The following is a 21,688-nucleotide window of genomic DNA, read 5'->3' as shown; positions in this document are numbered from 1 at the left end:
AATTCAGCCGCGCTGGCCGCGCCGGCGCACCTGCGTGATCTCGGCCAGGATCGACATCGCGATCTCCTCCGGCGTGATGGCGCCGAGATCGAGGCCGGCCGGCGCCTTGACCTCGTCGAGCAGCGCGGCGTCGATGCCGTCCTTGATCAGCTTGTCGCGCAGGCTGTCCATCTTGCGGCGGCTGCCGACGAAGGCGTGGTAGGCCGCATCGCAGGCGAGCGCGGCGCGCAACGCCGCCTCGTCGCCCTTGCCTTGCGTCGACACGACCACGAAGCGGCTGCTCCCGGCCGGTTGGCCTAGCGCGAAGCCATCGATCAGCACATCGGCCTGCGGTGTCGTGACGAGATCGGACGCCGGCGCCGCCAGCGTCACGTGATAGCCGAGCGGCCGGGCCTGCGCGGCGAGCGCGACCGCGACCGGGCTCGCGCCGAGAATGACCAGCGCGGGATGCGGAAGCACCGGCTCGACGAAGATATCCATGGTGCCCTTGCTCGGGCACATGTTGGCGGCGAAGCGCACGCCTTCCTTGGTTTCGCCCGGCTTGACGCCGAGCTCGGCGAGCAGGTTCTCAGGCTGCACCGAGACCATGCGAGGGATGCCGTCGGCGAGCGCCTCACGCGCCGCCTTCAGCACCGCGCCGCGGGCGCAGCCGCCGCCGATCCAGCCCGCGACGATGCTGCCGTCGGGGCGGATGATCGCCTTGGCGCCGGCCTTCGCGGCCGTCACCGACACCGTGCGGACGACGGTGGCGAGCACGAAGCTTTCCTCGGCGGCCTTGAGCTGCGCGGCGAGATCGAGCAGTTCGACAGTTGCCGTCATGATTGCCTCCTGTGTCGTCGTGAGAGGCGCGGTGCAACCGCGAGGGCAGTCTGTTCCCTCCCCCCTTGTGGGGGAGGGCTAGGGAGGGGGCGTCTTGCACCGATGTCGGGGTACCCCCTCCCCAGCCCTCCCCCACAAGGGGGGAGGGAGCGCACTGCCGATGCCGTAGCAGAGTGCCTTATGGTCAGATCGATCAGGCTATTCGCCATCCTCACAACCTCGCCAGATACGGCTCCAGTGCGGCCAGCGAATTCAGCGTATGCGCGGGCGCGTAGAGATCGACGAACGGCAGCGCGGCCTTGATGCCGCGTGCGTCCGGCGCGTAGCCGTCCCAGCCGAGCATCGGATTGAGCCAGACGATGCGGCGGCAGCGGCGGCTCAACTGTGCCATCTCACGGCCGAGCAAGGCGGGATCACCGGTGTCGTAGCCGTCGGAGACGATCATCACGCAGGTCCGCGAATGGATGACGCGCGGCGCGTGCCAGCGATTGAAGGTCTGCAGGCTCTCGCCGATCCGCGTCCCGCCGCCGGCGCCCTGCGCCATCATCGAGAGACGGTCGAGCGCCCGCGCGGCGTCCTTCTCCTTCATGGCGTCGGAGACGTAGGCGAGCCTCGTGTGAAACAGGAAGGCCTCGGCCTCGCGAAAGGCGTCGAGCACGCCATGGATGAAGCGCAGGAACACCGCGGTGTAGGGGCTCATCGAGCCGGAGGCGTCCAGCAGCACCACCAGCCGCAACGGCTTGTGCTTGCGTCGCCGGTGCACCAGCGCAATCGGCACGCCGCCATGGCTGATATTGCGGTGGATGGTGCGGCGCAGGTCGAGCCGCTCGCCCTTGCGCCGCAACTGATCGCGGCGCGTCAGCCGTGTCCGCATCGCCCGGGCGAGCCGCGCCGCGGCCTCATGCGCGAGAGCGACCTGGTCGGGATCGGCGAGCTTGCGGAAATCGGTATCCGCCAGCATCTCGATGCGGGAGGCGCCTTCGCTGCGCCCTTCACCACTCGCCTCGCGCGGCGTCTCGTCGGATGGGATCTGATCGGTCGCACCTTGCGGACCGCGCGCGCCTCCAGCGTCTTGCAGCGTCTTCAATGACGGACTGTTCGCAGCCTGTGGCGATCCCGCGACCAGCGAGCGCGAGCGCACGCGCCTGCCGAGCCAGAACGCGTCGAACAGGCCGTCGAAGCGATCCCACTCGCTCTTGCGTGCCGAAAACAGATGCTTGAACGCCGACCGCAGCAGGCCGGGCTTATCGGCATAGCCCGCACTCATCACGACCGCCGCGTCCTGCCCTTCCGCCAGGCCGACCGCAAAGCCGTTGTCGCGCAACGTCTTGAGAAACGCACCGAGGCGGCCCGCGACGAGCCGCGCCACCGCGTCCATGTCCTCGTGGTCGGGTGTGGCGCCACAGCAGCTCATGCGACCTTCCCCAGCAGCCGCGCCGCGACCTCGCGGGTGATGCGCGCGCGGTCCTCATGCGTCTTGAGGAGGCACATCAAGGTGTCATGCACCATCTCCGGCTGGTCCTTGAGATCGCGTACGTCGAGCCCGACCAGTGCCGCCGCCCAGTCCAGCGTCTCGGCGACGCCGGGCACCTTGCGCAGCTCCTCCTTGCGCAGGGATTCGACCATGCGCGCGATCTGCAGGGCGAGCGAGGCGGAGGCACCGTCGATCCTGGTCAGGATGATGCGCGCCTCGCGGTCGACATCGGGATAGTCGACGTAGTGGTAGAGGCAGCGCCGGCGCAGCGCATCCGATAGCTCACGGGTTCCGTTCGAGGTCAGCACCACATGCGGAATGCTGATCGCCTTGATGGTGCCGAGCTCGGGGATCGAGACCTGGAAGTCGGACAGCAGCTCCAGCAGGAACGCCTCGAACTCGTCGTCGGCGCGATCGATCTCGTCGATCAGCAGCACCGGCGGCATGGCGCGGCGGATCGCCGCCAGCAGCGGCCGCTCGAGCAGATATTTCTCGGAGAAGATCTGATCCTCGATGGTGTCCGGCTGGCCGCGATGCGCCTCGATCGCCAGCAGCTGGCGCTGGTAGTTCCACTCGTAGAGCGCGGAGCTCTGGTCGAGGCCTTCATAGCATTGCAGACGGATCAGCTCGGTGCCGTGCACGCAGGCGAGCGCCTTGGCGACCTCGGTCTTGCCAACGCCGGCTTCCCCCTCCAGCAGCAGCGGCCGCTTCAACAGCTGCATCAGCGCGATCGCGGTCGCCAGCTCGCCATCGGCGATATAGCCGCAGGCGGCGAGAGATCGGGCGATGTCGTCGCGGGTTTTCATACCGGTTTGTTTCTCGATCTCGCCGCGAAGTCGGTGTGTTCCCTCCCCCCTTGTGGGGGAGGGTTAGGGAGGGGGGTGCCCCGCGCGAGACTGCCGCCGGAGACCCCACCCCCGACCCCTCCCCGCAAGGGGGAGGGGAGCGCACCGGCGATGCGGTTACAGCGCCGTCTCTCTCGGCGTCATTGCGAGCGGAGCGAGGCAATCCAGGGTGATGGACGGGACTCTGGATTGCTTCGTCGCTTCGCGCCTCGCAATGACGAAGGTGCTCTTGGACTTCGTCTATGCAACCGCGCCCAAATTCTTCGCGGCCTGCCAGTTGCGCCAGAAGTCGTGGGGCATCTGGATGTGCGTCGCGCCGAGGAACGAGAACGCGTCGTTCACCGCGTTGGAGAACGCCGGCACGCCACCGACATTGGGGCTTTCGCCGACGCCCTTGGCGCCGATCGGATGATGCGGCGAGGGCGTGACCGTGAAGTCGGTCTCCCAATGCGGCGTCTCCACCGCGGTCGGCATGAAGAAGTCCATGAACGAACCGGTCACGACATTGCCCTCGGCATCGTAGCGGATCTCCTGCCCCATCGCGATGGCGAAGGCTTCGGTGAGGCCGCCATGCACCTGGCCCTCGATGATCATCGGGTTGATGCGGGTGCCGCAATCGTCCAGCGCGTAGAAGCGCCGGACCTTGTACACGCCGGTATCCACGTCGATGTCCATCACGCAGAGATAGGCGCCGAACGGATAGGTCATGTTGGGCGGATCATAGTAGCTCACCGCCTCCAGCCCCGGCTCCATGCCCGGCGGCACGGAGTTGTAGGCCGCCCAGCAGATGTCCTTCATCGACATCACCTTCTCGGGCAGGCCCTTGACCCGGAAGCCGTCGATGTCCCATTCGAGATCGTCCTCGTGGACCTCGAGCTTGTAGGCCGCGATCATCTGCGCCTTCGCCTTGATCTTGCGCGCCGCCATCGCGATCGCAGCACCCGCGACCGGCGTCGAGCGCGAGCCGTAGGTGCCCAGGCCGTAAGGCGCGGTGTCGGTGTTGCCCTCCTCGACCATGATGTTATCGGCGGGTATGCCGATCTCGCTGGCGATGATCTGTGCCCAGGTGGTCTCGTGGCCCTGGCCCTGGCTCTTGGTGCCCATCCGCGCGATGCCGGCTCCGGTCGGGTGCAGGCGGATCTCGCAGGAGTCGAACATCGCGATGCCCAGGATGTCGCAATTTTTCGACGGACCGGCGCCGACGATCTCGGTGAAGAAGGAGACGCCGATGCCCATGATCTCGCGGGTCTCGCCGCGCTTAAACGCGGCGCGCTTCTCGGCCTGCTCCTTGCGCAGCCCCGCGTAGTCCACGCTCTCCATCATCTTACGCATGGCGGTGTGATAGTCGCCGGAATCGTATTCCCAGCCGAGCGCCGAGTGATAGGGAAACTGCTCCGGCTTGACGAAATTCTTCAGCCGCAGCTCGGCCGGGTCCATGCCGAGCTTCTGCGCGAGAATGTCCATGCCGCGCTCGATGCAATAGGCCGCCTCGGTGACGCGGAACGAGCAGCGATAGGCGACGCCGCCCGGTGCCTTGTTGGTGTAGACGCCATCGACCGAGAGATGCGCGACCGGGAAGTCGTAGGAGCCGGTGACGATGTTGAAGAAGCCGGCCGGCCATTTCGACGGGTCGGCGCAGGCGTCGAAGCCACCGTGGTCGGCGAGCACATGGACGCGCAGGCCGGTGACCTTGCCGTCCTTGGTCGCCGCGATCTCCGTGGTCATGTGATAGTCGCGCGCGAACGCGGTGGCGGTCAGATTCTCGATGCGGTCCTCGACCCATTTCACCGGCTTGCCCGTCACGATGGAGGCGACGGCGGCGCAGATGTAGCCGGGATAGGCGCCGACCTTGTTGCCGAAGCCGCCGCCGATGTCGGGCGCGATGACGTGGATCTTCTGCTCGGGGAGTTTCGCGATCAGCGACACCACGGTTCGGATGACATGCGGCGCCTGGAACGTGCCCCAGATCGTCAGCTCGCCCTTGATCTTGTCGAACGAGCAGACGCACTGGCAGGTCTCGAGCGGCGACGGATGGGTGCGGTGATAGGAGATCATCTCCTTGATCGTCACATCCGCCTTCTTGAACGCCGCGTCGGTCAGCTCCTTGTCACCGACGCTCCATTCGAAGATGTGATTGTGATGCTTGCGCGGGCCGTGTGCGCCAGAGGTCTTGCCGGCGAGGTCCTCGCGCAAAACGGGAGCGTCCGGGTCCATGGCCTTGAACGGATCGACCAGCACCGCCAGCGGCTCGTACTCGACGACCACCTTGGAGACGCCGTCATCGGCGGCGTAGCGGTCGGTCGCGACGACGAACGCGACCTCCTGGTTCTGGAACAGCACCTTGCCGTCGGCGAGCACCATCTGCACGTCGCCGGCCAAGGTCGGCATCCAGGCGAGGTTGACCGTCTTCAGCGTCTCGGCGGTGATGACCGCCAGCACGCCCGGCACCTTCAGCGCCTCCTCGGTGTGGATCGCCTTCACCCGCGCATGCGCATGCGGCGAGCGCACGAAGTCGCCGTGCAGCATGCCAGGCAGCTTGACGTCATCGACGTAGTTGCCCTTGCCTTGCGTGAAGCGAATGTCCTCGACGCGCTTGCGCCGGCAGCCCATGCCTTCGAGGGCGGCTTCGCGTTGTTCCCGCGTGGGAGTCATGTCGTTCATTCCGCGGCCTCCTGGAATTCCACGCCGTTGATCTTGGCGGCGGCGTATTGGATCGCCTTGACGATGTTCTGATAGCCGGTGCAGCGGCAGATGTTGCCGGAGATGCCGGCGCGGATCTCGGCTTCCGTCGGCTGCGGATTCTCCTTCAACAGCCGATGCGCGCGCAAAATCATGCCGGGCGTGCAGAAGCCGCATTGCAGTCCGTGCATCATGCGGAAGCCTTCCTGCAGCGGCGACAAAGTGCCGTCGGCATTGGCCATGCCCTCGATCGTGGTGATCTCGGCGCCATTGGCCTGCACCGCGAGCATCGTGCAGCTCTTCACGCTCATGCCGTCGATATCAACAGTGCAGGCGCCGCAATGGCTGGTCTCGCAGCCGATATGGGTGCCGGTGAGCTGCGCCTGCTCGCGCAGGAAGTGAACCAGAAGCGTTCGCGGCTCCGCGAGGCCTTCGACCTCGCTGCCGTTCACCTTCATCGTGACGTGGGTTTTGGGCATTCGGTGCTCCCTGAAGACGTCTTTGAATTTTCGGCCGAGCTATCAACCGCGATCTCGATGCGCTCCCCTCCCCCTTGCGGGGAGGGCAACCGGCCGCATTCGCGGCCGGCTTTTTTGAAGAACGCCGAAGCAAAGCTTCGGCTGCGGGTGGGGGTCCACGGCGGCAGTCTCGCCTGGGGCTACCCCCTCCCCGCCCCTCCCCCACAAGGGGGGAGGGAGATGAGAGAGCTCGCCGCATGGCGAGGTTGCACCGCGTGCGGGGCCGCGGCGTCAGCAAACGCGGCTACTTCGCCCGGCTCGCCGCGCGCTGCAGGGCGCGCATCACCATGATGCCACCGACATGCTTGCGGTACTCGGCCGGGCCGCGCGCATCGGACGCCGGCTGCATGATCGCGCGCGCCGCCGTCGCGGCGGCCTTTAGCGCGGCATCGTCGAGCGCCGTGCCGATCACGGCGTTCGCCGCGTCGGTCGCGAGCAGCGGCGTCTCGTGCAGATTGGTGAGCGCGATCACGCAGCTCGCCACCTTGCCGCCGGCCATGGTCAACACGACGGCCGCCGCGGCGGTCGCGTAGTCTCCGACCTTGCGCTTCAGCTTCTCGTAGGCGTAGCCGTGTCCCGCAGGCAGCACGGGAATGCTCACGCCAGTCAGGATCTCGCCGGGCTCGAGCGCGGTGAAATAGGCGCCCTGGTAGAACTCCCGCGCCGCGACCTCGCGGGCGCCGTTCGGCCCCTCCAGACGGTACCTTGCATCGAGCGCCAGCATCAGTGCCGGCATGTCGTTGCCAGGATCGCCATTGGCGACATTGCCGCCGAGCGTGCCGCGGTAGCGCACCTGCGGATCGGCGATCAAGAGCGCGGTCTCGTGCAGGATCGGCAGGCTGGCTCCGATCTCAGTCGAGGCCAGCAGCGCGGCCTGCGTGGTCATCGCGCCGATGACGATGCGGTCGCCGTCGCGGCGGATGCCCTTGAGGCCGGCGATGCCGTGCAGATCGATCAGATGCGCTGGCGTCGCCAGCCGCAGCTTCATCATCGGCAGCAGGCTGTGGCCGCCGGCGAGCGGTCGCGCATCGTCGCCGAGGTCGGCAAGCAGCTTGATCGCATCGCCGACGCTCGCCGGCCGGTGATAGTCGAACGGGCCAGGAATCATGACGTGTCCTCTCCTGTGCTGGCCTGCCTTGCCGGCAAGGCCGTCGCGTTGTTGCGGCGGGCGTTCGTGCTGCGAGAGCGAAGTGCGAACGCGGACGCATCGCGGATTGGCGCGGAGCGTCGATCGTGACAGCCGGCCGCGCAACGAAGCCGGCACGGAGAGCGGCGAAATCGCACGAAATGCGGCTGGTCGCGCACGAATTGCGTCAGCGAGCGCGACCCAATCGCGCGAGTGACGGCATGCGCGGCCGCGCAAGACGCGCGCGCGGTGTTGGATGCGTTGCGGAGAACGGCGGCGCTCTGTTGCGGCAGCGAAATGAACGCTGAGCTCAGGCCGGCCGCCGCAGCCCGAGCCGCGCCTTGACCTCGGCGACCTTGGCGCGGCTCACCGGCACGCGCGGCTTCGAGGGGCCATCGAGCTCGATGATCGCGCCCTCGCCTTCCCGGCCGACGTAGATCACATGCTCGATCGCGACGATGTGGCTGCGGTGCACGCGGATGAAGCGGCCGGGATCGAGCTGCGCCTCAGCCTCGGAGATCGACCAGGGGCACATCCGCTCGCGGGTGCCGTCGTGGATCCGGGTGTAGTGCGCATCGGCGCGCACGCTGCGCACGTCCCCGGCGTCGATGAAATGGGTGCCGTTGGCGCCCTCCAGCGGCAATCGCGCCGCGGTCGCGCGTGGCGGCTGGCCGATGCCCCCCAGCGGCGCCGCCGTTGCCCGGCTCATGGCGGCGACCTCGACCACCGGCTCGGCCGCCGTCGCGGCCGGTTCCGACGCCAATTGCGGCGCAGCCTCGGCAACGGCCGGCATCGGCTGCGATTGACGGCGCGGGTCCGGCACCAGCGACAGCAAAAATCCGGCGGCGATGACGAAGCACAGCACGGCGACGACGATCGCGAGCGCTTGCGGCGACGCAGCAAGTCCTGGTGCGGCGTGATGATGTCCCTCGCCCATCGGCACGACATGCATTCCCAGCATCGCCGTGTAATGCATGCCGGACACGGCGATGCCGAACGCAACCGCGCTGATGGCGAGCCGCAGCCCGTCCTGCCGCGCCAGGAAGATGCGCAGGCCGCCATAGGCGGCGCCGATCGCAATCGCCACCGACAGCGCCACCAGCGCCGGATCATGCGTCAGCCCGAACGAGCCGGACAGGCCGTGCATGCCGACATAATGCATGCTGGCGATGCCGGCGCCGAGCAGCAGCGCGGAAGGGACGACGCGCCGGGGCGAGGGATCGCCGATGCTGACGAAGAACAGCGAGATGCCGATCACGAGCGCGCAGATCAGGAACGAGATGATGGTCGGCAGCACCAGATAGACGGCATCGGCCGGCAGCGGCGCCGCCATCATGCCCACGAAATGCATGGTCCAGATGCCCACGGCCAGAATGCCGGCGGCGCCGGACAGCAGCACGCGCGCGTTCTCTCCCGGCCCGCTGCGGATGCGCGCGGTGAGACTGAAACCGGTATAGCCACCCAGGCTCGCGATCACGACCGAGAGCGCGACGAGATAAGGATCGTATCCTTCGATCATCCTTGCCGGCCGCCCGTCGCCACGGGCCAGCCTCCTCCCGCGGATGTTTTACAGGTGCGGCGAGGAAATTGACAACACAAGGCGGGGAGCGGGAGGGGGCGTGATGTCGCTGGGGTTGCGTGAGCGCTGAGCGCCTAGCGACCCTTCCGCGACTGTGAGATGCGGGACTCTTACCGCAACGGCGGTGGGCCCCCCTCCCCCTTGCGGGGAGGGGAGCCGACTGCCGTCGCGGTGAGAGCTGAGTTCGAACGTCGAATCAGGTGTGGCCGGCGTCAACCGGCCACACGTCGTCAGCCTCAGATGATCCCCGCCGCGACCTGGCCGCGCAGCCGCTCCAGGCTCAGCAAGGTCTCGGCACAGGCGGTCGCCACCTCGATGCCCTTGGTCGCAAAGTGCTTGCGGAAGAACTCGAAATGCGCCTGCGTCTCGTGGAATTGCTGCGGCGTCAGCACCGCGGAGAACACCGGCACCTCGGTGCGCAATTGAACGTCCATCAGCGCCTTGATGACGGTGTCGGCGACGAACTCGTGGCGGTAGATGCCGCCGTCGACGACGAGACCGGCCGCGACGATCGCGGTGTAGCGCCGCGTCTTGGCCAGCAACTGCGCATGCAGCGGGATCTCGAACGAGCCCGGCACCTCGAAGATGTCGACGCGGTCGCGCGGGATATTCCGTGCTTCGATCTCGTCGAGGAACGCCACCCGGCATTCGGCGACGACGTCGCGATGCCAGGCCGATTGCACGAAGGCGATGCGCTGCGGCTTGCTGAAGCGCGGATGCGACGGCGCCGGTGGCGACTCGTCGGGCGGCGACGCGGCCGGCATGTCCGCCGGCGGCGACGTGGCTGCGGTGAGGGTGTCGGTGGGAGTATCGGTAGGCGCGTCTTGCAACATCTGATTCATGGTTATCCTCGTCAGAGACCAGAATCAGGGCATACGGAACGACGACGCCCCCACGCTGACATGCGCGGGGTGCCGGGACCCGTTCTCTTTCATCCGGACTGTGACCGTCGGCTTCGGAATCGCACCGAATCTGCTGACCCTTCTCTGCGCGGCGCGTTCCGGAGAACAGAATTCTCCAGACCGAGCCTTGCCGAGAAGGCGCTCGCGGGCTCGCGCTCGACCGGGAACGCTTACCGCCGGTGGGGAATTTCGCCCCGCCCTGAGAACATCGGCCGCCCGGGATGGACGGCCTGAACGAACTATGCAGGCGGCCGGCGGCTGCGGCAAGGCCTCACGCCCGCAGTCCGCGACGGGCGGCCATGCAGTCGCCCGCGGCCGTTCCCACGGCCGGATCGGCCCGGACGGAGCGGCTGCGGCGAATCCGATTCCGTTTTGTTCTCATTCGGCGATGATTCCACAGGCCGGACAGGAGTTGTGGACGAAGCGGTGTTTGGCTGTGGACGGACTCGCCCCCCCGTTGCGCAGATTCCGCAAATCACATCAGTTTGTCCTCGCACGCCCGGGTTACCTCCGGGACTGCAAGCCGGGTCTCGAAGCGCCGCGAGGGCGTGGGCCGGGTCGCCGCGTATGTACCAACGAGATCAAGAAGACGAGGTCGAGACGGCATGTCCCTGCTCGAAAGCACTATCGATTCCGCCGATCATCCGCTGAGCGTGGTCGAGACCATTGCGGCCGACAACAACTGGATGTTCGAGCGCTCCGGCGAGGACGAGATCACGATCGCCTCCAAGGGCCAGTGGACCGACTACCAGCTCTCCTTCACGTGGATGGCGGAGATCGAGGCGCTGCATCTGGCCTGTGCCTTCGACATGAAGATTCCCGAGGCCCGCCGCGCCGAGGTGCAGCGGCTGATCGCAGCGATCAACGAGCAGCTCTGGCTCGGCCATTTCGACATCTGGACCCACACCGGCATGGTGATGCACCGTCAGGCCCTGGTGCTGCCGGGCGGCATCACCGCGTCGGGACTGCAATGCGAGAGCATGCTGGCCGGCGCCATCCACGCCTGCGAGCGCTATTTCCCGGCCTTCCAGTTCGTGGTCTGGGCCGGCAAGTCGACCCAGGAGGCCATGGCCGCCGCGCTGTTCGATACGGAAGGCGAGGCGTAAGCCGCCGTGGCCTCGACACACTCGGTGTCGTCCCGGCGAACGCCGGGACCCATACCGCGTGATGCATGTGTGAGCCGAGACGCTTGTCGCTCTGCCCTCGCCCCACTAGAACCGCCGGTGGTTATGGGTCCCGGCGTTCGCCGGGACGACAGTGGAGTTCGTCGTGACATCAGCGGACAACAACCTGCTTCATCAGCTCACCGGCACTATCGTGCTGGCCGGCGCCGGCAAGATGGGCGGCGCGATGCTGGCCGGCTGGCTAGCCGGCGGGCTCGATCCGAAGCGCGTCGTCATCATCGAGCCGATGCCCTCGGCCGAGATCACCGCGCTCGTCGCCAAGGGCGTGCGGCTCAATCCGGCCAGCAGCGCGCCGGCCGAGGTCGTCATCGTCGCCGTCAAGCCGCAGATGTTTCCTGACGCCGCTCCGGCGCTGAAGCCGTGGGTTGGCGACGGGACGCTGGTGCTGTCGATCATGGCCGGCACGACGATTGCGAGCCTGCAGCGGGCCGTCGGCGGCGCCGTTGTGCGCGCGATGCCGAACACGCCGGCCGCGATCGGCCGCGGCATCACGGTGGCTGTGCCCGCCGGCAATGTCAGCGCCGCGCAGCGTGCGCTCACCGACGCATTGCTGCGCGCCACCGGCGCGGTGGAATGGGTCGACGAGGAGGCGCTGATGGACGCGGTGACCGCCGTGTCCGGCTCGGGTCCCGCCTATGTGTTCCTGCTCGCCGAGGAGCTCGCCCGCGCCGGCGTCGCCGCCGGCCTGCCCGAGCCCCTGGCGACGACGCTCGCGCGCCACACCGTGTCGGGCGCCGGCGAGCTGCTGCGCCAGTCGGACCTGCCGTCCGCCACGCTGCGCCAGAACGTCACCTCGCCCGGCGGCACCACCGCCGCGGCGCTGTCGGTGCTGATGGCAGCCGACGGATTCCAGCCGCTGCTGACCAAGGCGGTCGCCGCGGCCACGGCGCGCTCGAAAGAGCTCGCGAAATAGACAACGGCGAGCTGACAGCTCAGCGCGACGGCGTCGGCGGCCCGCCATGCTGCTGGCGCCATTGCAGGAACTGGCGGAACAGGGCACTGCGCTCGGTTGGATCGTTCGACAGCTGTCCGCCGCTCTGGCGCACGAAGCTTTCGAACTGGGTCTGCTGCACGTCGGCGACCTGCGGCCGCGGCACCATGTTGTGCGCCAGCAGCCAGTCTTCCGCGGCCTTGAACCGCTTCCAGTTCGGGATGGCGGCGACGATGCTCGACTCCCGCCATTTCGGATGCCGCGGCGGCTTCATGAACTCGTCGTAGTTGGCGAAGAACGCGTCGACGAAGCGCGCCACCTTGCGGTAGCGCTCGGTATGCTCCGGCCAATTGTAGCTGACGAGCAGCATGCCGATCGCCACCGTCTCGATCGTCTCGCCGGGGTTGAGCAGGTTCGGATATTCCTCGGAGGACAATGTCGTCGGCAGATAGAGGTCCTGCAGCCGGCGGTCGTAGGGGATCGTCACAAGGTGCAGCGCGCGGTTGTCGTTCCTGATGTTGCGGGCGAGCTGGAACACCTTGCCGGTGGAGACGATGTAGGCGTCGGCGTCGCCATCGATCAGCTTCTGGATCGATTTGGCGTCGTCGGTCGCGTAGTCGAACGACGCCGTGAGGCCGAGACGGTGGAAGATCACGCGCGCGGAATAGAAGCCGACATCGGTCGGCGCGATGATGCGCTTGCCGTTCAGATCGAAGATCGAGCGGATCGAGGACCGCGCGATGACATGGATCTCGTTGTGATAGAGCCGCGCGATGTAGCGGAGCTGCGAGGTGATGTCGGGGATGCCGTATTGCAGGCGGTAGAATTCGGGCACGTCGGCGGCGACCGCGCCCATGTCGATGCTCTTCAGGAATAGAATATCGGAGACGTTGCGCACCGGTCCTTTGCCGAGCACCGGCAGAACGCGGACGTTGGTCTGGTCGTCGAGGACGCGCGCCATGTCCGAGCCGAACACGGAGGTGGCGCCGCCGGCCGGCGCCGTGATGATGGTGACGGTGCCGTCGTTGACGTCGGTCGGGTTGGGCAGCCGCCACACGTCCGGCCCGCTGCCGGGCGCGGGCGACAGCGACGCCGGCAGGCCGGCGGGACGTGGCGGCGCCGGAATCACGGGCGCGCCGTTCGGCCGGGCGGCCGGCGCCACCGGCACGATGATGGAGCGGGTCGCTGCCGGGCGCGGCGGCTGCGGCGGTTGTTGTTGGAGCTGCGGCCACGCCTGCGCGGACACCTGGCTCATCATGAGTCCGGCTGCGAGCGCGGCGAGCGCGACTTGCGAAGCTGCCTTCGAGACGATGGACATAGCGCAACGGCCTCCTGCACCATCGCGATGCCGCCGCAGCGTTCTCGACCGGTCCGGAGCATTCACCTCGAGGCCTGCCTGCGTCAGGCATGCGACGGGCGACCGCGGCCTCGGCTGAGACCTCGCGACAACCAACCTCGCGATGCGGAGCGCGCCCGAGGCCAAATGGCCACGATCGGCTCCGATCGAGGTCGATAGTTGCGGGAGGTGATTCGATGGATTTGCGGCAGTCGCCGGGATTTTGTATGACGACGTGCATATAAACCGGATATCGGACTCCGGCTGTGGCTCTCGTGCAACGCCTCTTGTTTTCAGGCCGCCAGCCGGTGTTGCCGCCGCGCCAGGATCAGCAGCGTCACGACGATCGCGAGGTTCAGGCCATTCCACGCGATGCCGTTGGCGAAGGCCGCTGAATAGGACCCCGTGGCGTCGAAGATGACGCCCGAGACCCAGCCGCCGAACGACATGCCGAACACCGAGGCGAAGATGATGATGCCGACCCGCGTGGCGGCCTCGCGCGCCGGCATCGCCTCGCGCACGATGATCGCATAGCTCGGCACGATGCCGCCCTGGAACAGGCCGAACATGCCCGAGATCAGATAGAGCGACGTCAGGCCGTCGAAGAACAGATAGAACAGAAGCGCAAAACCCTGCGCCAGCGAGCCGATCAGGAGCGTGCGCATGCCGCCGATGCGATCGGCGAGAAAGCCGGAGCCGATCCGGCTGACGATGCCGAGCGCCATCATCAAGGACAGCATCTGCGCGCCGACGGCGACGCCGTAGCCGAGATCGCCGCAATAGGCGACGATGTGCACCTGCGGCATCGCCATCGCCACGCAGCAGGCGATCGCGGCGATGCTGAGCAGCACAGTCAGCGCATTGGTGGAGATCGGCAGCTCCAGTTGCGGCGGCGCCGCGCCGGCATGGTTCTGCGCGCCGGCACCGTCCATGCGGGCGCGCAGCACCAGCAGCAGCGCGCTCATCGTCACCGCGCAGAAGACGCCGAGCGCGACATGGCTGGCGCGCCAGCCGATCTGCTGCACGCCCCAATTCACCAGCGGCGGCCACACCGTGCCGGCGACGTAGTTGCCGGAGGCGACGATGGTGACGGCGAGGCCGCGATAGCGCACGAACCAGTGCGACGCCTCCGCCATCAGCGGCGCGAATGTGACGGACGAGCCGAGCCCGATCAGGAAATACACCGCCTGAAACTGCCACAGCGTCACCGACGCACCGGCGAGCAGATAGGCCGCGGCGGTCGTCGCGATGCTGAGCGCCATCGCGGTGACGATGCCGAAGCGGTCGGTGATGCGGCCGACGATGACGCCGCCGAGGCCGAAGCCGAACATCGTCAGCGTATAGGCCAGCGAGACGGCGCCGCGGCTGGCGGCGAACTCGGCCTGCACGACCGGCAGCACGACCACCACCGTCCACATCCCGGCGCCGCCGATGGAGCCGATGACGAGCGCAAGCGCCAGCCGCGCCCAAGCCTGGCGCGAGTCCGGAATGAAGTGAGGCGCTTCCTCGAATCTTGTCTGGGGTCCGTGCACGATGCCTGCAACTTCGTTGCCGCACCGCATCAGGTCAAGCCACATTGCTGCGGCATTGGGCATGCAGAAGCAGCGCAACAGGAGGGACCTGCGCGGTCAGGGTTCGGCCCTCTTGGCGGCGCGACACTTTGTCATTACGTTGCGCGGGATTGGAGAGATTTGCGCGGATGTCGTTGGGACTGACCCGGAAGATGCTGCTGGTGGCAGGACGGTTGCTCGTCCTGGCCTACATCGTCTGCGTGGTCAGCCCGGGTGTGGCGCTTGCGCTCGGCAGTGGGGCGCCCTGTCTCGACGAGCCCGTCGTTGCCGCTGTGGTCTCCCCTCATGACGCGGCTCGCCACGAGATGGTCATGACGGCGATGCCGCAGACCATGGCGGCGCACGCCCATCATCACGATCACCCTGTCGCGGACGCCGCGATGCATGCTCCAGCTCCCGCGCCGTCGCACCACGATCATGACAAGATGCCAGGCCCCTGCTGCGCCATGATGTGCGCGGTGGGTCTGGCTGCCGCGCTGCCGGCGGTCGCCCTCCCCGCCTCGCTCGCCGCCACCAGCGTGACGCCGCGCGACGAAGGCCTGCCCGGTCGCACTCCGCAGCGCCTGTATCGCCCCCCCATCGTCCTGGTCTGAGCGAAAAACGCCGGCTTCGCGCCCAGGTGGCGCGGCCGCTCGCGATTCATCGACAGACCAAGGATACCTCATGTTGTCGCAATCCATGGCGACGCCCGCTGCCGCATGTCCGGCGCGGCGCATCCTGCCATTCTCCATCGTCGCCAGCGCATTGACACTGCTTGCCGCGACGAGCCTCGCCGCCTGCCAGCCGCGCACGGTCGCATTGGCCGGGGCTGATCCGGCCGATCCGGCGGCGGCCGCTGCGCCCGTGCGCGTGTCGGGCGTCGTCGGACCCTACTCGCCGCTGCGACCGGCCGCGCCGGCCGCCTGGGGCCAGCGCACCGACCCCGGCGCACCGCGCCCTGAGCCGAGCCGCTAGGGAGCGCCGCATGCAGGGGATCATCAGGCTCGCGGCGCTCGCCGCAGCACTCGCGCTCGCAGGCTGTGCCTCGTTCTCGCCGGACGGCGGCATGAGCGTCGTCGCGGACATCACCGGCCATACCACCGGCAAGGAGATCGCATCCGTCAGAAGCGATGACGACGCCGAGCGCGTCCGCGCCGCGACGCGCCGCCTGCTCGCCCGGCCGTTGTCGGCCGATGCCGCCGTGCAGGTCGCGCTGTTCAACAACAAGGGCCTGCAGGCCGCCTACAACGCGCTCGCGCTCAGCGAGGCTGACATGGTCGAGGCCAGCCTGCCGCCGAACCCGACCTTCTCCCTGATGCGCATCAGCGGCGACGGCGCGCTGGAGGCCGAGCGCCAGGTCGCCGGCGACATCCTGGCGCTCGCCACCTTGCCGCTGCGCTCGGAGATCGCGCGCGAGCGCTTTCGCCAGGCCCAGTTGAAGGCGGCGCTGGCGACACTGCGGCTCGCCGCGGAGGTGCGCCGCGCGCATGTGCGCGCCGTCGCCGCCAACGAGTTGGTGGCGCTGCTGGTCGAGGCGCAATCGGCCGCGGAGGCGACCGCGAAGCTCGCCTCGAAGCTCGGCGAGACCGGCGCGCTCAACCGGCTCGATCAGGCGCGCGAGCAGGTGTTCTATGCCGAGACCACCGCCGAGCTCGCCACCGCGCGCCGCGCGGCGGGAAGCGCGCGCGAGCGGCTGATTCGGCTGATGGGCCTGTGGGGCGACGATCTCGCTTTCCGCCTGCCCGACCGGCTGCCCGCGCTGCCGCGCCGCCCGCTGAGCCAGCCCTTCGTCGAGGCCGATGCCGTCGGCCATCGCATCGATCTGCAGATCGCCCGCCTCGAGCTCACGGCGCTCGCAGCCTCGCTGCAGCTCACCGACGCCACGCGCTTCGTCACGCTGCTCGACCTCGCCGGCGTCGACCGCAAGACCGTCGAGCCGGACGGCCGCGTCATCCGCGAGCGCGGCTACGACGTGCAGTTCCAGATCCCGATCTTCGACGGCGGCGAGGTGCGGGTGCGGCAGGCGGCGGAGAGCTACAACATCGCCTTCAACCGTCTCACCGAGCGCGCCGTCACCGTCCGTTCCGAGGCGCGCGACGCCTATCGCAGCTACCGCGCGGCCTTCGACATCGCCGGCCACTACGCCCGCGAGGTGCTGCCGCTGCGCCGGATCATCAGCGAGGAGATGCAACTGCGCTACTCCAGCATGCAGGTCGACATCTTCGCCCTGCTGCTCGAGGCGCGGCAGCGGCTGGCGTCGCGCCGGGCCGCGATCGATGCGGTCAGGGACTTCTTCCTCGCCGACGCCGAGCTGTCCGCCGCGGTCAATGGCGGCGGCACCGGCGGCGAGGACACGACACAGCAGACCGCGAGCGCGCTCGCGCCAAGCAACGACTGAGAGGAGAGCCATCATGTTGTCACGCCGAACCCTGCTCGGCTCCGCGGCGCTGGCCGGCGCCTCCGCCGTCTCCGGCCGCGTCCAGGCTGCTTCCATTCCGGAGGCGCCGACCATGGACAAGGCGGTGATGCAGCCGCCGCTGCATCCCAGCGCCGGCCCGGACTATCAGCCGGTGGTGACGCTCAACGGCTGGTCGCTGCCGTTCCGCATGAACGGCGACTGGAAGGAATTCCATCTCGTCGCCGAGCCGGTCACGCGCGAGTTCGCGCCTGGCATGACCACGCATCTGTGGGGCTACAACGGCCAGTCGCCGGGTCCGACCATCGAGGCGGTCGAGGGCGACAAGCTCCGCATCTTCGTCACCAATAAATTGCCGGAATACACCACCGTGCACTGGCACGGCGTCATCCTGCCCTGCGGCATGGACGGCGTCGGCGGCCTGACGCAGCCGCACATCAAGCCCGGCAAGACCTTCGTCTACGAGTTCGAGATGAAGCATGCCGGCACCTTCATGTACCACCCGCACGCCGACGAGATGGTGCAGATGGCGATGGGCATGATGGGCATGATCGTGGTGCATCCGCGCGACCATGTGCCGCCTCCGGTCGACCGCGACTTCGTGTTCGTGATGTCGACCTACCGCATCGAGCCCGGCAGCTATCTGCCGAAGGTCAACGAGATGACCGACTTCAACATGTGGACCTGGAATGCGCGGGTGTTTCCGGGCATCGACCCGTTGCCGGTGCGGCTCGGCGATCGCGTCCGCGTCCGCATCGGCAATCTCACCATGACCAACCATCCGATCCATCTGCACGGCCACAAGTTCAAGGTGATCGGCACCGACGGCGGCTGGCTTCCGGAAACGGCGCAATTGCCTGAGACGACGACCGACGTGCCGGTCGGCGCGGTGCGCGTGCTCGACTTCACCGCCGACAATCCCGGCGATTGGGCGTTCCACTGCCACAAGTCGCACCACACCATGAATGCGATGGGCCATGACATGCGCAACCTGATCGGCGTGCCGCGCAAGGAGCTGGCCGCCGCGGTCGGCAAGCTCGCGCCCGACGGCATGGTGATGGGCAACACCGGCATGGCGATGGGCAGCATGGAGATGCCGGCCCCCGACAACACGCTGCCGATGATGACCGGCAGCGGCCAGTTCGGCCCCATCGAGATGGGCGGCATGTTCACGGTCGTGAAGGTGCGCGAGGGCCTCGCCCGCGACGACTACCGCGATCCCGGCCCTTATCAGTTCCCCAAGGGCACCGTGGCCTATGAGGTCGCGAGCGCGCCGGAGCCGCCACCACGAACCGGGAGTGCCGCGACGCAGATCCGAACACAACGCTGACGACAGATGCACTAAACGCCACACAACGAACTGGAGACTACGAATGAAGATTCCGATCGCGATCAGCGCGGCGCTGGCCACCGCCATGATCATCGCCGCACCGGCCCGTGCCCATGAGGCGCACGGATCGCGCGGCTATTCCGCCGGCGAGCCGGGCGATCCCAAGCAGCCGTCGCGCACCATCGAGGTGCTGCTGAGCGAGATGGAGTTCACGCCGGCGCGCATCGAGGTGAAGCGCGGCGAGCAGATCCGCTTCGTGCTGCGCAATACCGGCAAGGAGGATCACGAGTTCCTGCTCGCCACCAAGGCCGAGAACCTGAAGCACGCCGCCGTGATGAAGAAGCATCCGCACATGGAGCACGACGAGCCCAACGGCACCCGGCTCGCGCCGAACAAGACCGCCGAGCTGCTGTGGCGGTTCACCAAGCCGGGAACGTTCGAATATTCCTGCCTGATCCCCGACCACCGCGAGTTCGGCATGACCGGCCACGTGACCGTCAAGTGACGCCTAGTTCGTAGGGCGGACTAGCGAAGCGTAATCCGCCCCGGACCGCCCACGGGAATGAGAAACGCGGCGGATCACGCTTCGCTGATCCGCCCTACCCATCGAGATCAATCTCGCAGAAGGAACGACACCATGAAGACACTCCCTCAGCTCACGACCGCCGCCGTGCTGGCCCTTGCGCTTGTTGCCCCCGCCTTCGCCGCCGACATGATCAGCGGGGAGGTCAAGAAGATCGACACCGCCGCCGGCAAGGTCACGCTGAAGCACGGCCCGGCCAAGAGCCTCGGCATGACCGAGCCGATGACCATGGTCTATGGCGTCAAGGACCCCGCTCTGCTCGGTACGGTCAAAGTCGGCGACAAAGTGAAGTTCGAGGCCGTCGAGGACTCCTCGGGCTACACCGTGACGAAGATCGAGAAGAGCAAGTAGGAACTGCTGCGCGCGGCAAGGATCGCGGGACGTATCGGTCCTATTGCGCCACAACCATCGTCATTCCGGGGCAAGGCCGCAGGCCTTGAACCCGGAATCTCAGCCGCTTCGCGCTGCGCATTGACGATTGCCCCGGAATGACAGCGAGTGGAGGCTGCTGCGCGCGGTGAGATCGCACAGCAGCAAGCGAACGAGCGTCGCCGTCATCCGCCATTCCGCCGCGCACGCGGAGGCGCGGCGGATCACGCTGTGCTGATCCGCTCTACGCGAGCCGCCCTACGGGACTCCTACAGCTTGGCCCGTCCGAGAATGCCGACGATCCAGTCGAGGAACACGCGCAGCCGCAAGGTCATCTGCCGGTTCTGCGGATAGAGCGCGTGCAGCGGCATCGGCGACGGCGGACAGTCGCTGAGAATCTCGACCAGGCTGCCGTCGGCCAGATCCGGCGCAAAGCGATAGCGCGGCGCCTGCACCAGTCCGAGGCCGAGCCGGGCGAGGTCCCTCATCGTGTCGGAATTGTTGACCGTGACCCGGCTCGGCAGCACCACATGGCGCAGCCGGCCGTCGCAGGTGAATTCGAGCGGCAGCACCTCGCCGGTCCGCGACGAGATGAAGCCGACCATGCGATGGCCGTCGAGATCGTCGGGACTCGCCGGCGTGCCGTGCGCCCGCAGATAGGCCGGACTGGCGACGGTGATCTCCTCGATCGTGCCGAGCCGGCGCTGGACCATGCCGCTCGCCTCCGGCTCGCCGGAGCGGATGACGCAATCGACGCCCTCGCGCACCAGATCGACCAGGCGGTCACCCTGGCCGATGCGCAGGTCGAGCTGCGGATGCGCGGCGAGAAGCGCCGGCAGGTGCGGCAGCAGGAAGGTCCGCGTGAGCAGCGGGTGGGCGTCAATCCGCAGCAGGCCGCGCGGGCTCGCGTCGCGCAGCGCGCTTTCGGCCTCCTCGATGTCGGCGAGAATGCCGATCCAGCGCCGGTAATAGTCCTCGCCGTCCAACGTTGGGGTGACGTGGCGCGTGGTGCGCTCGATCAGCCGGACGCCGAGCCGCGCTTCGAGCTCCTTCAGCACCTCGCTCGCGGTCGAGCGCGGCAGGCCGAGATCGGCCGCCGCGGCCGTGAAGCTCCGGCGCTCGACGACGCGAACGAACAGACGCACGGCATCCAGGCGATCCATGGCGATTGTTCGCCCATGCCGACATCTGATGTCAAGCTACCGGCGATTATACGGACCGAGCGATCAGCTATGTCCTCTCGCATTGAAACGAGGGAGACCGACCATGCCCAACACGTCAACCCAGGTCGCGATCGTCACCGGAGGCTCGCGCGGCATCGGCGCGGCCATCGCCGAACGCCTCGCCGCTGACGGCGTCGCGGTCGTCATCAACTATGCCCGGGCCGGGCAGGCCGCGGCGCAGATGGTGCAACGGATCGAAGCGGCCGGCGGCCGCGCGCGCGCCGTGCAGGCCGATATCGCCGATCCCGCCAGCGCGGCGGCGCTGTTCGATGCCGCCGAGCAGGCGTTCGGCGGCGTCGACATCCTGGTCAACAATGCCGGCACCATGGTGCTCGGCGCCTTCGCGGAGCTGAGCGACGCCGATTTCGCGCGCCAGTTCGAGGTGAATGTCGCAGGCGTGTTCCGCACCCTGCGCGAGGCGGCGCGGCGGCTTCGCGACGACGGCCGCATCGTCAATTTCTCCTCCAGCGTGGTCGGGCTGTATCAGCCGCGCTACGGCGCCTATGCCGCGACCAAGGCCGCGACGGAGGCGATGACCCACGTGCTCGCCAAGGAGCTGGCGCGGCGCGGCGTCACGGTCAACGCGGTGGCACCCGGCCCGACCGAGACCGAAATGTTCCTGAACGGCAAGACCGACGAGCAACTGCGCGCGATGGCGGCCGCGAACCCGTTCGGCCGCTTCGGACAGCCGCGCGAGATCGCCGACGTGGTGGCGTTCCTGACGAGCCCGGAGGCCGGCTGGGTCAACGGCCAGGTCGTGCGCGTCAATGGCGGCGTGATCTGACGCCGCGCCGTTTTCACCCGCCGGCCGATGCCGGCCCAAT

General features: G+C 67.9%; 20 protein-coding genes and 1 riboswitch. Of the genes, 9 read left to right on the top strand and 11 right to left on the bottom strand.

Going from position 1 to position 21,688, the window contains the following annotated elements; translation table 11 throughout:
- Positions 1-3: 3 nt before the first annotated feature.
- The 8 genes from QW845_RS19995 to QW845_RS19960 all read right to left on the bottom strand — a co-directional run bounded on the left by QW845_RS19995 (position 4) and on the right by QW845_RS19960 (position 9,882).
- The gene (locus QW845_RS19995; RefSeq protein WP_315803263.1) at positions 4-819 is read right to left on the bottom strand and encodes an XdhC/CoxI family protein; all 816 of its coding nucleotides are present in this window, start codon (positions 817-819) and stop codon (positions 4-6) included.
- Between the two features lie 211 nt (positions 820-1,030).
- Positions 1,031-2,233: a VWA domain-containing protein gene (locus QW845_RS19990; RefSeq protein ID WP_315803262.1), complete on the bottom strand. Its 1,203-nt coding sequence runs from the start codon at positions 2,231-2,233 to the stop codon at positions 1,031-1,033.
- On the bottom strand, positions 2,230-3,099 hold the full coding sequence (locus tag QW845_RS19985; protein WP_315803261.1) for a MoxR family ATPase: 870 nt from the start codon (positions 3,097-3,099) through the stop codon (positions 2,230-2,232). The genes QW845_RS19990 and QW845_RS19985 overlap by 4 nt, the downstream gene beginning before the upstream one ends.
- Positions 3,100-3,378: 279 nt before the next feature.
- Positions 3,379-5,799 (bottom strand): aerobic carbon-monoxide dehydrogenase large subunit, encoded by a 2,421-nt coding sequence (locus QW845_RS19980; RefSeq protein ID WP_315803260.1) that lies wholly within the window; start codon positions 5,797-5,799, stop codon positions 3,379-3,381.
- A complete protein-coding gene (locus QW845_RS19975; protein ID WP_008961550.1) occupies positions 5,796-6,296 on the bottom strand; it encodes a (2Fe-2S)-binding protein in 501 nt (166 codons plus the stop codon). The genes QW845_RS19980 and QW845_RS19975 overlap by 4 nt, the downstream gene beginning before the upstream one ends.
- 283 nt (positions 6,297-6,579) lie before the next feature.
- Positions 6,580-7,443, bottom strand: coding sequence for a xanthine dehydrogenase family protein subunit M (locus QW845_RS19970; RefSeq protein ID WP_315803259.1), 864 nt, complete (start codon positions 7,441-7,443; stop codon positions 6,580-6,582).
- A gap of 328 nt (positions 7,444-7,771) precedes the next feature.
- Positions 7,772-8,980 (bottom strand): MHYT domain-containing protein, encoded by a 1,209-nt coding sequence (locus tag QW845_RS19965; RefSeq protein WP_315803258.1) that lies wholly within the window; start codon positions 8,978-8,980, stop codon positions 7,772-7,774.
- A gap of 296 nt (positions 8,981-9,276) precedes the next feature.
- Positions 9,277-9,882: a 6,7-dimethyl-8-ribityllumazine synthase gene (locus QW845_RS19960; protein ID WP_315803257.1), complete on the bottom strand. Its 606-nt coding sequence runs from the start codon at positions 9,880-9,882 to the stop codon at positions 9,277-9,279.
- Between the two features lie 77 nt (positions 9,883-9,959).
- Positions 9,960-10,153: riboswitch (FMN riboswitch) on the bottom strand.
- Positions 10,154-10,547: 394 nt separating this feature from the next.
- Between QW845_RS19960 and QW845_RS19955 the strand changes: the two genes are divergently transcribed.
- Positions 10,548-11,048, top strand: coding sequence for a YbjN domain-containing protein (locus QW845_RS19955; RefSeq protein ID WP_315714059.1), 501 nt, complete (start codon positions 10,548-10,550; stop codon positions 11,046-11,048).
- A 163-nt stretch (positions 11,049-11,211) separates the two neighbouring features.
- Positions 11,212-12,039: a pyrroline-5-carboxylate reductase gene (gene proC / locus QW845_RS19950; RefSeq protein ID WP_315803256.1), complete on the top strand. Its 828-nt coding sequence runs from the start codon at positions 11,212-11,214 to the stop codon at positions 12,037-12,039.
- 19 nt (positions 12,040-12,058) lie between these two features.
- On the opposite strand, the gene QW845_RS19945 is transcribed toward proC, so the two are convergent.
- Together QW845_RS19945 and QW845_RS19940 are read right to left on the bottom strand one after the other, a co-directional pair.
- The gene (locus tag QW845_RS19945; protein ID WP_315803255.1) at positions 12,059-13,375 is read right to left on the bottom strand and encodes a TAXI family TRAP transporter solute-binding subunit; all 1,317 of its coding nucleotides are present in this window, start codon (positions 13,373-13,375) and stop codon (positions 12,059-12,061) included.
- 311 nt (positions 13,376-13,686) lie between these two features.
- Complete coding sequence (locus QW845_RS19940) at positions 13,687-14,925, bottom strand: MFS transporter (protein WP_315803254.1); 1,239 nt, start codon at positions 14,923-14,925, stop codon at positions 13,687-13,689.
- A 167-nt stretch (positions 14,926-15,092) separates the two neighbouring features.
- Between QW845_RS19940 and QW845_RS19935 the strand changes: the two genes are divergently transcribed.
- The 6 genes from QW845_RS19935 (at position 15,093) to QW845_RS19910 (ending at position 19,623) form a co-directional block, all read left to right on the top strand.
- A complete protein-coding gene (locus QW845_RS19935; RefSeq protein ID WP_315803253.1) occupies positions 15,093-15,557 on the top strand; it encodes a hypothetical protein in 465 nt (154 codons plus the stop codon).
- A 70-nt stretch (positions 15,558-15,627) separates the two neighbouring features.
- Positions 15,628-15,918 (top strand): hypothetical protein, encoded by a 291-nt coding sequence (locus tag QW845_RS19930; RefSeq protein WP_315803252.1) that lies wholly within the window; start codon positions 15,628-15,630, stop codon positions 15,916-15,918.
- Between the two features lie 10 nt (positions 15,919-15,928).
- Complete coding sequence (locus tag QW845_RS19925; RefSeq protein WP_315803251.1) at positions 15,929-17,341, top strand: TolC family protein; 1,413 nt, start codon at positions 15,929-15,931, stop codon at positions 17,339-17,341.
- Between the two features lie 13 nt (positions 17,342-17,354).
- Positions 17,355-18,689 (top strand): copper oxidase, encoded by a 1,335-nt coding sequence (locus QW845_RS19920; protein ID WP_315803250.1) that lies wholly within the window; start codon positions 17,355-17,357, stop codon positions 18,687-18,689.
- Positions 18,690-18,732: 43 nt separating this feature from the next.
- On the top strand, positions 18,733-19,194 hold the full coding sequence (locus tag QW845_RS19915; protein WP_315803249.1) for a cupredoxin family protein: 462 nt from the start codon (positions 18,733-18,735) through the stop codon (positions 19,192-19,194).
- A gap of 132 nt (positions 19,195-19,326) precedes the next feature.
- Entirely contained in the window at positions 19,327-19,623 is a 297-nt protein-coding gene (locus QW845_RS19910; RefSeq protein WP_315803248.1) for a copper-binding protein, read from the top strand.
- A gap of 287 nt (positions 19,624-19,910) precedes the next feature.
- On the opposite strand, the gene QW845_RS19905 is transcribed toward QW845_RS19910, so the two are convergent.
- On the bottom strand, positions 19,911-20,804 hold the full coding sequence (locus QW845_RS19905; protein WP_315803247.1) for a LysR family transcriptional regulator: 894 nt from the start codon (positions 20,802-20,804) through the stop codon (positions 19,911-19,913).
- A 103-nt stretch (positions 20,805-20,907) separates the two neighbouring features.
- On the opposite strand from QW845_RS19905, the gene QW845_RS19900 reads away from it, so the two are divergent.
- Positions 20,908-21,648 (top strand): SDR family oxidoreductase, encoded by a 741-nt coding sequence (locus QW845_RS19900; protein WP_315803246.1) that lies wholly within the window; start codon positions 20,908-20,910, stop codon positions 21,646-21,648.
- Positions 21,649-21,688 lie beyond the last annotated feature (40 nt).

The sequence above is a fragment of the Bradyrhizobium sp. SZCCHNS3002 genome (assembly GCF_032377435.1).
Taxonomy (GTDB): Bacteria; Pseudomonadota; Alphaproteobacteria; order Rhizobiales; family Xanthobacteraceae; genus Bradyrhizobium.
The sequence above is the reverse complement of the archived record's forward strand: the minus strand, read 5'-3'. Positions and strand labels throughout refer to the sequence as shown.

What these genes read in the sequence shown, in the direction of transcription:
- QW845_RS19905 (WP_315803247.1), bottom strand. Translation starts at nt 20,804, where the DNA reads ATGGATCGCCTGGATGCCGTGCGTCTGTTCGTTCGCGTCGTCGAGCGC.
- QW845_RS19920 (WP_315803250.1), top strand. Translation starts at nt 17,355, where the DNA reads ATGTTGTCACGCCGAACCCTGCTCGGCTCCGCGGCGCTGGCCGGCGCC.
- QW845_RS19930 (WP_315803252.1), top strand. Translation starts at nt 15,628, where the DNA reads ATGTTGTCGCAATCCATGGCGACGCCCGCTGCCGCATGTCCGGCGCGG.
- QW845_RS19945 (WP_315803255.1), bottom strand. Translation starts at nt 13,375, where the DNA reads ATGTCCATCGTCTCGAAGGCAGCTTCGCAAGTCGCGCTCGCCGCGCTC.
- QW845_RS19915 (WP_315803249.1), top strand. Translation starts at nt 18,733, where the DNA reads ATGAAGATTCCGATCGCGATCAGCGCGGCGCTGGCCACCGCCATGATC.
- QW845_RS19995 (WP_315803263.1), bottom strand. Translation starts at nt 819, where the DNA reads ATGACGGCAACTGTCGAACTGCTCGATCTCGCCGCGCAGCTCAAGGCC.
- QW845_RS19900 (WP_315803246.1), top strand. Translation starts at nt 20,908, where the DNA reads ATGCCCAACACGTCAACCCAGGTCGCGATCGTCACCGGAGGCTCGCGC.
- QW845_RS19960 (WP_315803257.1), bottom strand. Translation starts at nt 9,882, where the DNA reads ATGAATCAGATGTTGCAAGACGCGCCTACCGATACTCCCACCGACACC.
- QW845_RS19985 (WP_315803261.1), bottom strand. Translation starts at nt 3,099, where the DNA reads ATGAAAACCCGCGACGACATCGCCCGATCTCTCGCCGCCTGCGGCTAT.
- QW845_RS19965 (WP_315803258.1), bottom strand. Translation starts at nt 8,980, where the DNA reads ATGATCGAAGGATACGATCCTTATCTCGTCGCGCTCTCGGTCGTGATC.
- QW845_RS19955 (WP_315714059.1), top strand. Translation starts at nt 10,548, where the DNA reads ATGTCCCTGCTCGAAAGCACTATCGATTCCGCCGATCATCCGCTGAGC.
- QW845_RS19990 (WP_315803262.1), bottom strand. Translation starts at nt 2,233, where the DNA reads ATGAGCTGCTGTGGCGCCACACCCGACCACGAGGACATGGACGCGGTG.
- QW845_RS19935 (WP_315803253.1), top strand. Translation starts at nt 15,093, where the DNA reads ATGTCGTTGGGACTGACCCGGAAGATGCTGCTGGTGGCAGGACGGTTG.
- QW845_RS19975 (WP_008961550.1), bottom strand. Translation starts at nt 6,296, where the DNA reads ATGCCCAAAACCCACGTCACGATGAAGGTGAACGGCAGCGAGGTCGAA.
- QW845_RS19970 (WP_315803259.1), bottom strand. Translation starts at nt 7,443, where the DNA reads ATGATTCCTGGCCCGTTCGACTATCACCGGCCGGCGAGCGTCGGCGAT.
- QW845_RS19910 (WP_315803248.1), top strand. Translation starts at nt 19,327, where the DNA reads ATGAAGACACTCCCTCAGCTCACGACCGCCGCCGTGCTGGCCCTTGCG.
- QW845_RS19925 (WP_315803251.1), top strand. Translation starts at nt 15,929, where the DNA reads ATGCAGGGGATCATCAGGCTCGCGGCGCTCGCCGCAGCACTCGCGCTC.
- QW845_RS19980 (WP_315803260.1), bottom strand. Translation starts at nt 5,799, where the DNA reads ATGAACGACATGACTCCCACGCGGGAACAACGCGAAGCCGCCCTCGAA.